The sequence below is a fragment of the Variovorax sp. R-27 genome, from assembly GCF_049913215.1.
GTDB lineage: Bacteria > Pseudomonadota > Gammaproteobacteria > Burkholderiales > Burkholderiaceae_C > Variovorax.
In genome coordinates, this window is the sequence record NZ_CP183984.1 from 5,011,917 (window position 1) to 5,027,679 (window position 15,763).

Sequence of the window (15,763 nt, forward strand, 5' to 3'; positions counted from 1 at the left end):
GACGGAAGGCGCCCACGATGACGCAGCTGCTCAACGTCGAGGACTACCGCCGCCGCGCACGGCGCGTGCTGCCGCGACTGGTGTTCGACTATGTCGACGGCGGCGCGGAAGACGAACGCTGCCTGCGGCGCAACCGCGATGCGCTCGAAGCATTGCCGCTGATTCCGGAGTGCCTGCGCGACACGCACGCGATGGACATCGGCATCGAACTCTTCGACCGACGCTGGCGCGCGCCTTTCGCGGTCGCGCCCATCGGACTGGCCGGCCTTGTGCGCCCGCGCGCCGATGCCCTGCTGGCCAGCGCCGCGCAGGCCGCTCGCGTGCCCTTCATTCTCTCGACCGCATCGAACACCCGCATCGAGGACGTGCGCACTGCCGCCCCCGACGCCACGCTATGGATGCAACTCTATGTGATGGGCGAGCGCGCCATCGCCGAGCGCATCGTGCGCCGCGCGCGCGCAGCCAACTTCGAGGCGCTGGTACTCACGGTGGATGTGCCCGTCGGCGGCTTGCGCGAACGCGACCTGCGGCACGGCTTTCGCGTGCCGATGCGCCTCACGCCCGGCACGGTGTTCGACATGGCGCGGCACCCCGCATGGCTGCTGCGCCTGGCGCGCGGTGGCATGCCGCAGTTCGCGAATCTGCTGCCAGATGACGACGACGCACCGGTCTCAGCGCAGACGCAGGCCGCGCTGCTCTCGCGCACCATGGACCGCACGCTGACATGGGAAAGCCTCGCGTGGCTGCGCAAGCTCTGGGACGGCCCGCTGCTCGTCAAGGGCCTGCTCGGCGCGGAAGACGCGCGGCGCGCGGTGCGGCATGGCGCGGACGGCATCGTGGTCTCGAACCACGGCGGACGCCAGCTCGATGCGGCACCGGCCAGCATTGCGGCGCTGCCCGCCATCGCCGATGCGGTCGGCGGGCGTATCCCCGTGCTCATGGATGGAGGCATCCGGCGCGGGAGCGATGTCGTGAAGGCGCTCGCACTGGGCGCGCGTGCGGTCCTCGTCGGCCGCGCACCCGTCTACGGACTGGCCTGCGACGGCGAGCGAGGCGCGCTGTCGGTGCTGCAACTGCTCGCGCAGGAGACCGAACGCACGATGACGCTGCTCGGCGCCGCGCATGCACGCGAGCTCGGGCCGCGCCATGTCGACCGGCCCACACCGCGTTCGCTCGACGAACAGAACGGCTCCACACAACGAACTCCGGAAAGCACGCGCGGGAAACCCTCCATTTACCCCGCACGCGCGCCTGCCTAGGCTCACCGGACTCGACGATTTCACACGCTACCCATAACGAAGGAGACCATGCAAACCACGCACCGCCCCCGCCGCCTCGGCAAACCACGCCCGCAACGCGTCGCTCGCCGCATCCAGCCCCTTGCCCTGCTCGCAGCCTGCGCCGCGCTCGTCGCGGGCTCGCCCGCCGTGCAGGCGCAGGACAAGCCCGTGCAGCTCAAGCTGTCGAGCTGGGTGCCCGCGCAGCACCCGCTCAACCCCGCGCTGCAGGCCTGGGCCGACGACATCAAGAAGGAATCGGGCGGCACCATCACCGCCATCCTGTTTCCGTCGGAGCAGCTCGGCAAGGCCTTCGACCACTACGACATGGCGCGCGACGGCATCGCCGACTTCTCGTACGTGAACCCCGGCTACCAACCGGGGCGCTTCCCGGTGATGGCGGGCGCGTCGCTGCCCTTCCTGTTCGCCAACGGCAAGGAGGGCTCGGCTGCCATCGACGCCTGGTATCGCAACTACGCGGCCAAGGAAATGAAGGACGTGAAGTACTGCTTCGCGTTCGTGCATGACCCGGGCACCTTCCACTCGCGCAAGAAGATCACCGTGCCCACCGACGTCAAGGGCATGAAGGTGCGCCCGGCCACCAGCACCGTGGGCCAGCTCATCACGTCGCTGGGCGGCACCAACGTGCAGGCATCGGCGCCCGAGTCGCGCGACATGCTGGAGCGCGGCGTGGCCGACGCCATCACCTTCCCGTGGGGATCGATCGGCCTGTTCGGCATCGACAAGGTGGTGAAGTACCACATGGACGCACCGCTCTACGTCACGCCCTTCGTGTGGGTGATGAACAAGGGCAAGTACGACGCCATGTCCACCGCGCAGAAGAAGGTGATCGACGATCACTGCACCAGCGAATGGGCGCAGAAGGTGGCCGGCCCGTGGGCCGACTTCGAGTTTGCGGGGCACGCCAAGATGGCGGCGCTGTCGGGGCATGAGATCTACAAGCTCACGCCCGAGCAGCTCGATGCATGGCGCAAGGCGGCAGCGCCTTCGGAGGCGCAGTGGGCCGAGAGCGTGAAGAAGGTGGGTGAAGACCCGAAGGCCATCATGGATGCACTGAAGGCCAGCCTCGTCAAATACAAATCGGCGCTCTGAGCGATGGCTACACGGTCCGCCAGCTATATGGACCGCGCGATCAACACGATCGAATGGCTTGCCGCCATCTTCGTGGGGATCGTCGCGCTCAACATCTTCGTGGCCGTGGTGCTGCGCAAGTTCTTCGACACCTCGATCCCCGACGCATACGATTTCGGCCGCATGCTGCTGGGCATCCTGATCTTCTGGGGCATCGCGGCCACCAGTTATCGCGGCGGCCACATCACGGTCGACCTCGTCTGGACGGCTGCGGGCCCGCGCATGAAACGCGTGATCGACGTGTTCGCCACGCTGGTGCTGCTGTTCGTGGTGGCGGTGCAGACCGCCATGCTGTTCGACAAGGTGCGCGGCACCTACGTCGACAACGTGCAGACCTACGACCTCAACATTCCGACCTGGCCCTTCTACGCGGTGGCCTGGGCCGGCGACGTGTGCGCGGTGCTGCTGATCGCCATCCGCACCTACAGGCTGATCTTCCACCCCGAGCAGCTCGAAGAAATCCACCCCGAACAGAAGGCTGATGAATGAGCCCCGATGCAGTTGCCATCCTGGGCTTCGTCGCCCTCTTCGTGTTGATGTTGTTGCGCGTGCCGGTCGGCATGGCGATGGGGCTGGTCGGCGTGGTGGGCTACAGCTACCTCGTCGGGCCCGGGCCCGCGCTGAAGCTGGTGGGCCAGACCTCCATGCGCACCGTGACCGACTACACCTTCGGCGTGATCCCCATGTTCATGCTGATGGGCGCGCTGGTATCGGTGTCGGGTGTGAGCCGTGAACTCTTCAAGGCTGCGAACTCAATGATCGGCCACCTGCGCGGCGGGCTCGGCGTGGCCACCGTGGTGGCGTGCGGCGGCTTCGCGGCAATCTGCGGCTCGTCGGTAGCCACGGCCGCCACGTTCTCGGCGGTGGCGTATCCGGAGATGCGGCGCTTCAACTATCCGCAGTCGTTTTCCACCGGCGTGATTGCCGCGGGCGGCACGCTGGGCGCGATATTGCCGCCCTCGACCGTGCTGGCGGTGTACGCCATCCTCACGCAGCAGGACATCGGCAAGCTCTTCATGGCGGGCATCGTGCCCGGCATCCTCGCGATGGCCATGTACGTGCTGACCATCGCGATCATCGTGAAACTGCGGCCCGACTGGCTGCCCGGCGGCGAGATCAAGCCGTGGTCGGAGCGCCTGAAGGATTTGAAGAACGTGTGGGCGCCGCTGGTGCTGTTCGTGTTCGTGATCGGCGGGCTCTACGGCGGCTTCTTCACGCCGACAGAGGCGGGCGGCGTGGGCGCGAGCGGCGCGTTCATCCTCGGGCTGGTGCGGCGCAAGCTCGACGGCCCGAAGATCCGCGAGGCACTGCTGTCGGCCACGCGCACGGCCGCGGCGGTGTTCACGGTGCTGATCGGCGCGCTGCTGTTCGGCTACTTCCTCACCATTACGCAAAGCCCGCAGAAGCTCACCGAATTTCTCACCGGCCTGGGCATCGGCCGCTACGGCGTGCTCGCGCTCATCATGCTGATGTACCTGGTGCTGGGCTGCCTGATGGATGCGATGGCGATGATCATCCTGACCGTGCCCATCATCTACCCGGTGATCGTGCACCTGGGCTTCGACCCCATCTGGTTCGGCGTGATCATCGTGATGACGGTGGAGCTGGGGCTCATCCATCCACCGGTGGGGATGAACGTGTTCGTCATAAAGAGCGTGGTGAAGGACGTGAGCTTCACCACCATCTTCAAGGGCGTGCTGCCGTTCATCGTGACCGACATCGTGCGGCTGGTGATTCTGATCGCCTTCCCCATCATTGCCCTGTGGCTGCCAACGAGAATGGGCTGATGAGCAGCATCAAAGAAATCGTCTACACCGCACGCGTCGAATTCGGCGATTGCGACCCCGCCGGCATCGTCTGGTTTCCCAATTTCTTCCGCTGGATCGATGCGGCCTCCCGGCACTTCTTTGCCGAGTGCGGCGTGCCGCGCTGGGAGGAAACGGCGCAGACGCTGGGCGTGATCGGCACGCCGCTGGTCGACACGCACACGCGCTTCGTGAAGGCCGCGAGCTATGGGGACACGCTGCAGATTGCGGTGCGCATCACCGAGTGGCGCGACAAGAGTTTCGTGCAGACCTACCGCGTGACGCGCGACGAAGACCTGATCCTCGAATGCGAAGAGGTGCGGATCTTCGCCGCGAAACGCGAGGGCGGCGGCATCCGCGCGGTGCCGATTCCGCCGGACATTCGCGCACTCTGCGCATAGCGCCGGCCAGCGCCGCCGGTTAATTCCTTGGACCTCATTCGCCGCGGCTTCGCGCTCCGTGAAGCCTTTCAGTACCCTTTCATTTCACACGCCTCGATACAAATAATCACAGCCATTACAAGGCTGGAGGCGAGCCGTGAACCATGTCTACCGTGTCATCTTTGATCATCGGTCGGGGGAGTTCCGGGTCGCATCGGAACTGACGAAGCGCAGTGGTTCAGGGAGGACAAGAGGCAGCACCGGTGCTGTATGCCACAGCGTGCTCCCTGCCCTCGCGGTGCTGGCGGCGCTGCAGTTTCACAGCGGCGAAGCGGCGGCGGCATGCACACCCGCAGCCCCCATCGACAACGACACGGTGAGTTGCACCGGCGTGCCGATCACGCTGCCGCCGAACCCGAACAGTTTTCTCAGCAACGCCAACGGCCTCGCCGTGACGGTGCAGGCGGGCGGCATCATGAGCACGCTGCCCGGCGGCACCGCGATGGCCCTTGGGGGCAACAACATCACGCTCAACAACCTGGGTGCCATCGATGCGAATGCGGCGGGGTCCCTCGTGCTCGCGCGGGCCCTGACCATCGGCAACCTGATCGCGCCCACCAGCAGCAACGTCACGGTGAACAACTCGGGCTTGCTCGAAGGCACCTTCGACGGCACCTTCGGCCTGCTCGGCACGGCGGCGGTCATCGCCAACGCCGGAACCACGACGTTCAACAACAGCGGCTCGATCGGCGTGAGCGTGCTGGGCGCTTTCGATCCGGTCAACTCGATCGCGGTCGCCGTCTACGGCGGCGGCAACGTCAACTTCACGAACACCGGAACGATCACGGGCCGCGTGGCTTTCGAGAGCCCCACCGCTGGCGGCAACACCTTCGTCAACGCGGGCACCATCAACGGCAGCGTCTCGCTGGGCACCACAGTCAGCAACGACACCTTCGTGGCGGTGACCGGCTCGTCGATCGGCAATCCACTGATACCCCTGCCTGCCGTGGCCATTCCCACGCTCACCCTCCCACCGGGCCTGCTCACATTCGCCGCCACGGGCACGGTCGATGCGGGCGTCGGCGGAAGCGACACGCTCGTGCTGCAGAACACCATCGCCGGGCCCGGCTCCGGCACGGGCGGCACCGGCAACATCTCGGGCCTGCAGTACCTCAACTTCGAGAACCTGACCGTCAACAGCGGCACGTGGACGCTCACCGGCGCGGTGGTGAGCGGCGCCACCACGCTCAACGGCGGTCTCTCGGTCTTCGACAACCCGCTGGCCTTCGGCACCGGCGCGCTGACGGCCAACGGCGGCGCCATCGAGGCGTCGCTCCCGGGCCTGGCGCTGGCGCAGAACGTCAACCTGACAGGCGGCCTGATCGTGCAGGGCGCCAACGGCCTGACGCTTGGCGGCACGATCAGCGGCGCGGGCGGGCTGATCAAGAACGGGGCCGGCACCCTGACGCTGTCCGGCAGCAACAACTTCAGCGGCGGGCTGGCGCTCAATGCGGGCGGGCTCACGCTGGGCTCGGCCAGCTCGCTCGGCACCGGCCTGTTCCTGGTCGGTGGTCCGGCCACGCTGAACACCGCTTTCACGGGCACGCTCACCAACCCGGTGCAGCTCAATGGCGCCCTGTCGCTCAACGGCGCAGGCGCCCTGACTCTGGGCGGCAACATTGCCGGTGCCGGCAGCCTGACGCTCAACAGCGGCGCCCTGGCGCTGACGGGCAGCAACAACTACGGCGGCGGCACCGTGCTGCAGGCCGGCTCGATCGACCTCGGCAACAGTTCCGCGCTCGGCTCGGGCGCGCTGACCGTCAACGGCGCCGGTTCGCTGACCGGTGTGGCCGGCGTGACGATCGGCAACGCTGTCGTGCTCAACAACACACTGAACTTCGGCGCGGGTGGCGGAGGCGGTGCGCTGACGCTCAACGGCACGATCAGTGGCGCGGGCGGCATGAGCCTGGCCGGTGCGCCGGGACTCACGCTCAACGGCGCGAACAACTTCGCCGGCGGCTTCAACCTGGGCGGCGGCGCGCTCACCGTCGGCAACAACCTCGCGCTGGGCACGGGGGCGGTCACGGTCAGCGGTGCCGGCTCGCTCACGGCCGGCGCGGCCGTGAGCGTTGCCAACAACTTCAACCTCAATGCCGGCCTGACCATCGGCAGCGGCAGCGACCTGGCGCTCAACGGCGCCCTCGGCGGCCTCGGCGGCCTCATCAAGACCGGTGCCGCCAAGCTCTCGCTGGGCGGCGCGAGCACTTTCTCCGGCGGCGTGAACCTGCAGGCCGGCGGCCTGGGCATCGGCACGAACACGTCGCTGGGCCTGGGCGCGCTGACGGTCAACGGCGCCGCCACGCTCGATGCGAGTGCGAACGTGAGCGTGGGCAACGCGGTCGTTCTCAACGCGGGCCTGACAGTGGGCGGCGCCAACAACATCGCCCTCGGCGGGCTGGTGTCGGGCATCGGCGCGCTGGGCTACAACGGCACGGCGACGCTGGGCCTCAATGGCGCCAACGTCGGCCTTCTGGGCGGCGTCAACCTGGCCAGCGGCACGCTCAGCGTGGGCAACAACCTCGCGCTGGGCACGGGTGGGCTCGGTGTCAGCGGCAGCGCGAACCTGAGCGCGGGCGTACCCGGCATTACCCTGGGCAACAACGTCACGCTGAACGGCGGCGCCACGCTGGGCCTGGGTGGCGCGAATGCGCTCACGCTGGGCGGGGTCATCGGCGGTGCGGGCGCGCTCGCGGTCAACGGCACCGCCGCCGTCACGCTGGGCGGCGCCAACAACTTCGGCGGCGGCGTGACGCTGGCCGGCGGCCAGCTCGCGCTGGGCACCAGCACCTCGCTGGGCACCGGCACGCTCGGCGTGACGGGCAACGCCACGCTGTCGAGCACGGGCGGTGCACTCGCGCTGACCAACGCCGTCACGCTCGGAGCAGGCGCGGGGCTCACGGTGGGCGGTGCAGCAGACCTCACGCTCGACGGCACGGTGAGCGGTGCCGGCTCGCTCATCAAGAACGGCACCGGCACGCTGGCACTCAACAACGCCAACAATTTCGGCGGCGGCGTCACCCTGCAGGCGGGCACGCTCAGCGTCGGCAACAACACAGCCCTGGGTACCGGCGCGCTGACGGTGGCCAGCACCGCGATGCTCAGCGCCAGCACCGACGTGGCGCTGGCGAACGACGTCGTGCTCAACGACAACCTGGGTGTCGCGGGCGCCAGGAACATCACGCTCGGCGGCACGGTCAGCGGCGCCGGGGGAATCTCGATGGGCAGCACCGGCACGCTGGCGCTGAACAACGCCAACACCTACTCGGGGCCGACTGTGGTCGCCAGCGGCACGCTGCAGGTGGGCAACGCGACCGGCAGCGCCACCGGGAGCGGCGCGGTCACGATGCAGAACGGCTCCACGCTGTCGGGCAATGGCCGCATCGGTGGCGATGTCACGCTCAACAACACTGCCGTGCTGGCACCGGGCACCCCCGGCGCGATGGGCATGCTCACCATCGGCGGCAGCCTGTCACTTGCCAACGGCAGCGTGTTCGACTATCAGTTCGGCACGCCCGGCGCCAACTTCGCCACGCCCGGCCAGAGCGACAGCGTGAGCGTGGGCGGCAACCTCCTCATCGCGGGCAACACCACCATCAACGTGACGGACACCGGCGGCTTCGGCCCCGGTGTGTACCGGCTCGTGGACTACGGCGGCGCGCTCACGGGCGGCGGCACGTTGACGCTGGGCGGTGTGCCCGGCGGCGCCACGGTGGTCCTGCAGAACCTCAGCGCCGACAAGCGCTTCACGCTCGTCAACAGCACGGGCATGACGCTGGACTTCTGGAATGCCAATGGCCTGGCCAGTCCGACGCAGTCGGGCGGCGGCACCGGCACTTGGTCGACCACCTCGCCGGTGTGGACCGATGCGGTGGGCAACATCTCGCTGCCGATGCAGCCGCAACCGGGCTTCGCGATCTTCACCGGCGCGCCGGGCACCGTGACGGTGGACAACACCGGCGGCGCGGTGCAGGCCACCGGCCTGCAGTTCGCGAGCAACGGCTACACGCTGACCGGCGACGCGCTGACGCTGCTGGGCGCGGGGGGCGGCGCGAAGGCGGAGATCCGCGTCGGCGACGGCGGCGCGGGCTCGGCCGGCTTCACCGCCACGCTGAACAACACGGTCGCGGGCACGGCCGGCATCGCCAAGACCGGCGACGGCACGCTGGTTCTCGGCGGCACCAACACCTACACCGGCGGCACCGCGGTGCAGGGCGGCACGCTGTCCGTTTCCGCCGATGTGAACCTCGGCGCGGCCGCCGGCAATGTGACGCTGGACGGCGGGCGCCTGCAGGTGACGGGCACCACGTTCACCGGTACCGCGCGCAACCTGAACATCGGCGCGGCGGGCGGCGGCATCGAGATCGTCGATCCGGGTCTGGACTTCACCGCCAGCGGCGCGCTCGGCGGCAGTGGCGGCCTGGTCAAGTCGGGCGCAGGCACGCTGACGCTCGCAGGCACCAGCACCCTCACGGGCGCCACCACCGTCGCGGCCGGCACGCTGCGCTTCGGCGCGCCGGACCTGCTGAATCCCACCGCGCCGATCGCACTGGCCAACACGGCGGGCGCAACGCTGGACCTGAACGGTTTCAACCAGACCATCGGCTCGCTGTCCGGCGGCGGCACGGCCGGCGGCGAACTCCAGCTCGGCAGCGCAACGCTCACGACCGGCGGCGACAACACCAGCACCACCTTCGGCGGCACGCTCAGCGGCAGCGGCGACCTGGTCAAGCAAGGCACGGGCACCTTCACGCTGACCGGCGCGAACAGCTATGCGGGCGGCACATCGCTCACACAGGGCCGCATCGACGTGGGCGCCAATGCGGCACTGGGCACGGGCGCGCTTGCGATGTCCGGCGGCACCACGCTCGGTCTTGCGGCCGATGGCCTGACGGTCGCCAACAACGTGACGCTCGCCGCCGGCGGCGGCGGCGCGGTGGTCGACACCGGTGCCTTCAACGGCACGCTCACGGGCGCCGTCAGCGGCGGCGGCGCGCTCGTCAAGGAGGGCAGCGGCACGCTGACGCTGGCCGGCACCGCCAACACCTACACCGGTGCAACGCAGGTGGACGCGGGCACGCTGCGCGCAGGCGCGGCCAATGCGTTGAGCCCTGCCTCCGCCACCAGCGTGTCCGCGGGTGCGACGCTCGACCTGGCCGGCTTCAGCCAGACGGTGGCCGCGCTGGCCAACAGCGGCACGGTCTCGCTGGCCGGCGCCGCGCCGGGCACCACGCTCACCGTCACCGGGCCCTACACGAGCAACAACGGCATCCTGCAACTGGGCGCGGTGCTCAATGCCACCGGCCCCTCGGACCGCCTGGTGCTCGACGGCGCCGGCGCGACCGCGAGCGGGCGCACCACGGTGCAGATCATCAACCTCGGCGGACTGGGCGCGCTGACGACGGGCAACGGCATCGAGGTGATCAGCGCCCTGAACGGCGCGACCACCACCGCACAGACCACCAGGGACGCCTTCTCGCTGGCCGGCGGCCACGTGGACGCTGGCGCCTACGAGTACCGGCTGTATCCGGCGGATGCCAGCGGCAGCGGCGAGAACTGGTACCTGCGCTCCACCACCGGCGGCCTTCCTGGAGCACCGGGCGGGCCGGGCGGGATCGGCGGGTTGCCTACCTACCGCATCGAAGTGCCGCTGTATGCCGCGCTGGCGCAACAGCTGCGCCAAGGCAACCTCGAAATGCTGGGCAACCTGCACCTGCGCGGCGGCGACGACACGCGGCTCGCCACCGACGGCGCCAGCGCTCGCGGTCGCCGCGCCTGGGGCCGCCTGATCAGCACCGACATCGACGCGAGCCAGCGCGGCACTGCGAACGCGCAGAGCAAGGGTCGCCTCCACGGCTTCCAGGCCGGTACCGACCTGTGGGCCGACACCCGCTGGAACGTGGGCGTCTACGTCGGCCAGCTCGAAGGCAATATCCGCGTGAACGGCTTCGCGCGCGGCATCCAGGGGCTGGACGTGGGTTCCAACGACCTGCGCAGCCGCTACCTCGGCGCCTACGCCACCTGGCACGGCGACGAGGGCTGGTACGCCGATGCCGTGCTGCAGGCCGGCCAGCACCGCTACAACGTGCAGCCGTTCGCGACCTTCGGCAGCTCGGGCAAGGGCAAGAGCCTGCTGGCCTCCATCGAGGTGGGCAAGGCCTTCGGCATCGGCAGCGGCTGGATCGTGGAACCGCAGCTGCAGCTCATTCACCAGCGCCTGCGCATGGACGACACGGGCATCTCCGGCGCCGCGGTGACACAGGACCCGCATGACGGCCTCATCGTGCGCGCAGGCGTGCGCATCAAGGGCGAGATCGCCACCGGCGCCGGGACGCTGCAGCCCTATGGACGCATCAACGTGTTCCACGCCTCCGGCGGTGCCGACGTGACGCAGTTCCTGAACTTCGGCGGCGGCACGGCCATCCGCAGCGAAACGGGCTCGACCAGCACCGAAGTGGCCGGTGGCGTGACGCTCGCTCTCGGCGAGCGCGCCTCGCTCTACGGGGAGCTGGGCAAGCTGTGGGCCTCGGGCGGCGCGGCGCGCTTGAAGAGCTCGATCAACGCGTCGCTGGGTGTGCGGGTGCGCTGGTAGCAAGCGCGGCCAGCCTCGTCAGCAGGCCATCGACGCCAAGATCGATCAGGTCGAAGACTTCGACAAAAGCCTGTTGCCCGCCATACCAGGGGTCGGGCACATCGCCTTCGACGCCCTCGGCGAATTCGGTGAACAGGTGCACCTTGTGGGCCGTGCCTGCGGGCGCGAGCCGGCGCAGCGCGGCGCAATGCTGGGCAGTCATGCCGATGATCAGGTCGAAACGTTCGAAGTCGGCCTTGCGGACCTGCCGCGCGGAATGGGCGTGCATCTCGATGCCGCGGCGTTTGGCCTCGGCCACGGAGCGTGGATCGGGCGGATTGCCGCGCTCTTCGTCGGAGACGGCTGCACTGTCGACTTCGACGTGGAAACCCACTGCGCGGGCCTTGTGCATCAACAGGACGTGGGCTGTGGGGGAGCGGCAGATGTTGCCGGTGCAAATAAACAGAATTGCCAGTTTCTTCATATGCGACAACGGCTGGATGATTTCGCGGGCTGATGGATGCGGCAGAGAGGCTACAATGCGACCTCGCTCAATGATCCTGAGCACTGCCTGGCCAGGCAAGCTGAATCTCACACCAGCGCGTCGAAGTCACTACGACGAGAAAAACAATAATGACTTCATGCAAAAGAATTTGCCGTAGCGTGGACCGCGTAAGAGTTCACGACCACATTCCCAAAGCCCGCTTCGTGCGGGCTTTTTCACGCCCGAGCGATCTGGTCTGATGGTCCTGCAGACCGTGAAAGGTGACAGCAGTCGGCATCGAGGCACTTCCCTGAGCGATTTTATTCCTCCCTCGCCTCTACCAGCGCCGTCTGCTGTCGAAGCCAGTGTGCTCAAGTGAAGTGAATTCAGCATGAAGTCAGCGCGGATGTTCTGTGAAGTGAGGGCGCGCAGTTTGCACGACCGTCTCAGGTGCCCGCACAAGCGGGACGTAACCGCAACAGTGAGGCGATAACTACCATGCCGGCATCGAGGGACATGGCCAAAATGGTTGACGCTGTTCGTGCCGCAGTGCAACAATCCTGCATCTTCATTTCGGAGCCCCGTGCGTGGACAGTGCCAGTTGGATCAGTGACAAGACGCGTGCCTCGGCAGGCGTGACACACCCGGCTCTCTAGCGCAGGCTTCTCCCGCGCTGCGTGCCGGTGTGCACACAGCGTGGCCCTCTTGCCTCATCGGCAAGCGGTTCCCCTCCTCCCGATTCCCGTCGTTTCGTCGCTGACTTTTTCAGTCAGCTTGCGTGCGTCCGTGCACGAGGCCCTTCACTGCGAAGGAGTCTTGTCATGCGTCACTTTCATCTTCGTCGTCAGCCGCACGAACAGCAGCAGCGTGTTCGCCCGTCGGCGCACGCGCCTGTCCGCGACCCTGCGGCAGTTGACGCCGCGCCCGTCGTCGATGCCTCGCTCGACCAGGCCGCGGCGCTCTGGACAACGCGCCGCATCCGCAGCTTCCTGGTGCTCCAGCCGGCCTGCGCGCCTCGCCGCTGAGCCGCGCTCCGAGCCCTTCTTTCAACCTGCAAGCAACCCGGGAGCACACGATGGACCCAGCCTCTCATTTGCGCCGTAGCGCGCCCCCTTCGCTTCGATCGATTGCACCAACAACAACGCGGCCCGCCGCCGCGCTTCGCAAAGGGTTGCTCCTGGCTGATTGATGCCCGGAGGTTCTCCCTGGGCGGGCGGCGGCCGCCCCGAAGGAGAACCCCATGAAAAACGTCCTGAAGTCTTTCTTCGAAAGCTTCCTGCGCAGCCGCCACATGCTGCATCACTTCGAGCGCTGGCAGACGCTGCTGGGATCGAAGCCCGTCGGCACCGGCTCCTTCGTCAGCATGCCGCCCGACATCGCGAAGGCACTGGGCACCGCCTCGCGCACCGATGCCGGCGAGATGCTGCTCAAGCTCAACAGTTCGCCGCGCGGCCTCAGCGAAGGCCATGCGCAAGTGCTGCGCAAGCGCCTCGGCAGCAACGAGGTTCGCCACGAGCAGCCGCTGCCCTGGTGGCAGCACCTGTGGCAGTGCTACCGCAATCCGTTCAACCTGCTGCTGACGGTGCTGGCGCTGGTCTCCTATGTCACCGAGGACATGAAGGCCACGCTCGTGATCGGCAGCATGGTGGTGCTGTCGACGGTGCTGCGCTTCCTGCAGGAGTCGCGCTCCAACAAGGCGGCCGACCGGCTCAAGGCCATGGTGAGCAACACCTCCACCGTGCTGCGGCCTGCGCCGGGCTACAAGGCGGGTGCCGCTGGCGACGAGGGCTTCGACACCACGCACGCCGGTACGGTGCGCGTCGAAGTGCCGATGCGCGACCTGGTGCCGGGCGAGGTGATCGCGCTGTCGGCCGGCGACATGATCCCGGCCGATTGCCGACTGCTCACCGCCAAGGACCTGTTCATCAGCCAGTCCGCGCTGACGGGCGAGGCCATGCCGGTGGAAAAATTCGTCGTCGATCGCGGCGACCACGCGGCGGGCGTGCTCGAACGCGAGAACCTGCTCTTCATGGGCACCAACGTGATCAGCGGCACCGCCACCGCGCTCATCGTGCACACGGGCGATCGCACATTCTTCGGTGCGCTGGCGCAACGCGTGACAGCCACTGATCGCGGCACCAGCGCGTTCCAGGCAGGCATCAACCGCGTGAGCTGGGTGCTGATCCGCTTCATGCTGGTGATGGCGCCGCTGGTGCTGGTGATCAATGGCGTTGCCAAGGGCGACTGGTGGGAGGCGGCGCTGTTCGCGCTGTCTATCGCGGTCGGCCTCACGCCCGAGATGCTGCCGATGATCGTGACGGCCACGCTGGCCAAGGGTGCGGTCGTGATGTCGCGCCAGAAGGTGATCGTGAAGCGGCTCGAAGCCATCCACAACTTCGGCGCAATGGACGTGCTGTGCACCGACAAGACCGGCACCCTGACGCAGGATCGCATCGTGCTCGAGCGCCACACCAACGCCTGGGGCGAAGGCTCGGACCACGTGTTGCAGCTGGCCTACCTCAACAGCTTTCACCAGACGGGTCTGAAGAACCTGCTCGACAAAGCCGTGCTGAGCCATGCCGAGCTGCAACTCGAAACGCGTCTGCAGACGGCCTATCGCAAGATCGACGAAGTGCCCTTCGATTTCTCGCGCCGGCGCATGTCGGTGGTGGTGGCCAATGGCGGCAGCGAGCACCTGCTGATCTGCAAGGGTGCGCTGGAAGAGATTCTGTCGGTATGCACCTCGGTCGAGCGTGGCGCTGAAGTGCTGGCGCTCGATGCGGAGGTGCTGGCGCGCATCCATCGCGTGGCATCGGAGCTCAATGCCCAGGGCCTGCGTGTGGTGGCCGTGGCCAGCCGTTCGCTGAAGACCGAGGCACGGAAGCCGGCCTACGGCGTGGCCGATGAGTCAGGGCTCACGCTGCTGGGCTACGTCGCCTTCCTAGACCCTCCGAAGGAATCCACCGCGCCCGCATTGCGCGCGCTGGCCGAGCACGGCGTGGCCGTGAAGGTGCTGACGGGCGACAACGAACTGGTCACGCGCAAGGTCTGCGCCGACGTGGGACTGGAAGTCGGCCGCATCGTGCTCGGCCGAGAGATCGAGGACATGGCCGATGCCGACCTGCGCCTGGTGGTCGAAGCGCACCAGGTGTTCGCCAAGCTCACGCCTGCCCACAAGGAGCGCATCGTGCACGCGCTGCATGCCAATGGCCATGTGGTGGGCTTCATGGGCGACGGCATCAACGACGCGCCCGCGCTGCGCGCCGCGGACATCGGCATCTCGGTGGACGGCGCGGTGGACGTGGCCAAGGAGTCGGCCGACATCATCCTGTTGGAGAAGAGCCTGATGGTGCTGGAGCAAGGCGTGATCCAGGGGCGCCGCACTTTTGCGAACATGCTCAAGTACATCAAGCTCACTGCCAGTTCGAACTTCGGCAATGTGTTCTCGGTGCTGGTGGCGAGCGCGTTCCTTCCGTTCCTGCCGATGCTGCCGCTGCACCTGCTGGTGCAGAACCTGCTGTACGACGTGTCGCAGATCGCGATTCCGTTCGACAACGTGGACGAGGAGTTTCTGAAGAGCCCGCAGCGCTGGAACCCGGCGGACCTGGGCCGTTTCATGGTGTTCTTCGGCCCGCTGAGCTCGGTGTTCGACATCCTCACGTTCGCGGTGATGTGGTTCGTCTTCGCGGCCAACACGGTGGGCCACCAGACGCTGTTCCAGTCGGGATGGTTCGTCGAGGGCCTGCTGTCGCAGACGCTGATCGTGCATCTGATCCGCACGCGCAAGATTCCTTTCCTGCAAAGCCGCGCGGCATGGCCGCTGCTGATCATGGGTGCGGCGATTGCGGCGGTGGGCATCTGGCTGCCGATGGGGCCGCTGGCGCACTACTTCAAGCTGCAGGCACTGCCGTTGATGTACTTCCCCTGGCTTGTCGCCATGCTGGTCGGCTATGCGTTGCTGACGCAGGCGGTGAAGGGGTGGTATGCGCGGCGGTATGGGTGGCAGTGAGATGAATGCTCGCCGATCAACTAGTGCC

At 67.7% G+C, this 15,763-nt stretch carries 9 protein-coding genes and 1 pseudogene; 9 read left to right on the plus strand and 1 reads right to left on the minus strand.

All coding sequences use genetic code 11. The annotated features are described in order from the left end of the window. Nucleotides 1-17: 17 nt before the first annotated feature. The 7 genes and pseudogenes from ACN9MV_RS23500 (at nt 18) to ACN9MV_RS23530 (ending at nt 11,263) form a co-directional block, all read left to right on the plus strand. On the plus strand, nt 18-1,259 hold the full coding sequence (locus ACN9MV_RS23500) for an alpha-hydroxy acid oxidase (protein ID WP_426389720.1): 1,242 nt from the start codon (nt 18-20) through the stop codon (nt 1,257-1,259). A 48-nt stretch (nt 1,260-1,307) separates the two neighbouring features. Then, the gene (locus tag ACN9MV_RS23505) at nt 1,308-2,390 is read left to right on the plus strand and encodes a TRAP transporter substrate-binding protein (protein ID WP_426389721.1); all 1,083 of its coding nucleotides are present in this window, start codon (nt 1,308-1,310) and stop codon (nt 2,388-2,390) included. 3 nt (nt 2,391-2,393) lie between these two features. Continuing rightward, nucleotides 2,394-2,918: a TRAP transporter small permease gene (locus ACN9MV_RS23510; RefSeq protein WP_256216979.1), complete on the plus strand. Its 525-nt coding sequence runs from the start codon at nt 2,394-2,396 to the stop codon at nt 2,916-2,918. Further along, nucleotides 2,915-4,216, plus strand: a complete 1,302-nt coding sequence (locus ACN9MV_RS23515; protein ID WP_093058852.1) for a TRAP transporter large permease — start codon at nt 2,915-2,917, stop codon at nt 4,214-4,216. The genes ACN9MV_RS23510 and ACN9MV_RS23515 overlap by 4 nt, the downstream gene beginning before the upstream one ends. Further along, complete coding sequence (locus ACN9MV_RS23520) at nt 4,216-4,635, plus strand: acyl-CoA thioesterase (RefSeq protein WP_426389724.1); 420 nt, start codon at nt 4,216-4,218, stop codon at nt 4,633-4,635. Before ACN9MV_RS23515 ends, ACN9MV_RS23520 begins: the two co-directional genes overlap by 1 nt. 136 nt (nt 4,636-4,771) lie before the next feature. Then, nucleotides 4,772-4,858 (plus strand): annotated as a pseudogene (locus ACN9MV_RS23525) (ESPR-type extended signal peptide-containing protein); the annotation flags it as partial. 36 nt (nt 4,859-4,894) lie between these two features. Then, on the plus strand, nt 4,895-11,263 hold the full coding sequence (locus ACN9MV_RS23530) for an autotransporter outer membrane beta-barrel domain-containing protein (RefSeq protein ID WP_426393194.1): 6,369 nt from the start codon (nt 4,895-4,897) through the stop codon (nt 11,261-11,263). On the opposite strand, the gene ACN9MV_RS23535 is transcribed toward ACN9MV_RS23530, so the two are convergent. After that, entirely contained in the window at nt 11,229-11,726 is a 498-nt protein-coding gene (locus tag ACN9MV_RS23535) for a low molecular weight protein-tyrosine-phosphatase (protein WP_093179706.1), read from the minus strand. The genes ACN9MV_RS23530 and ACN9MV_RS23535 overlap by 35 nt on opposite strands. Before the next feature lie 821 nt (nt 11,727-12,547). Here ACN9MV_RS23535 and ACN9MV_RS23540 point away from each other — a divergent pair. After that, the gene (locus ACN9MV_RS23540) at nt 12,548-12,751 is read left to right on the plus strand and encodes a hypothetical protein (protein ID WP_093081375.1); all 204 of its coding nucleotides are present in this window, start codon (nt 12,548-12,550) and stop codon (nt 12,749-12,751) included. 215 nt (nt 12,752-12,966) lie between these two features. After that, on the plus strand, nt 12,967-15,735 hold the full coding sequence (gene mgtA, locus ACN9MV_RS23545) for a magnesium-translocating P-type ATPase (protein WP_426389726.1): 2,769 nt from the start codon (nt 12,967-12,969) through the stop codon (nt 15,733-15,735). Nucleotides 15,736-15,763: the final 28 nt, after the last annotated feature.

Excerpts from the sequence above, each read along its gene's own strand:
- ACN9MV_RS23500 (WP_426389720.1), top strand. The coding sequence starts at position 18 with ATGACGCAGCTGCTCAACGTCGAGGACTACCGCCGCCGCGCACGGCGC.
- ACN9MV_RS23505 (WP_426389721.1), top strand. The coding sequence starts at position 1,308 with ATGCAAACCACGCACCGCCCCCGCCGCCTCGGCAAACCACGCCCGCAA.
- ACN9MV_RS23510 (WP_256216979.1), top strand. The coding sequence starts at position 2,394 with ATGGCTACACGGTCCGCCAGCTATATGGACCGCGCGATCAACACGATC.
- ACN9MV_RS23515 (WP_093058852.1), top strand. The coding sequence starts at position 2,915 with ATGAGCCCCGATGCAGTTGCCATCCTGGGCTTCGTCGCCCTCTTCGTG.
- ACN9MV_RS23520 (WP_426389724.1), top strand. The coding sequence starts at position 4,216 with ATGAGCAGCATCAAAGAAATCGTCTACACCGCACGCGTCGAATTCGGC.
- ACN9MV_RS23535 (WP_093179706.1), bottom strand. The coding sequence starts at position 11,726 with ATGAAGAAACTGGCAATTCTGTTTATTTGCACCGGCAACATCTGCCGC.
- ACN9MV_RS23540 (WP_093081375.1), top strand. The coding sequence starts at position 12,548 with ATGCGTCACTTTCATCTTCGTCGTCAGCCGCACGAACAGCAGCAGCGT.
- mgtA (WP_426389726.1), top strand. The coding sequence starts at position 12,967 with ATGAAAAACGTCCTGAAGTCTTTCTTCGAAAGCTTCCTGCGCAGCCGC.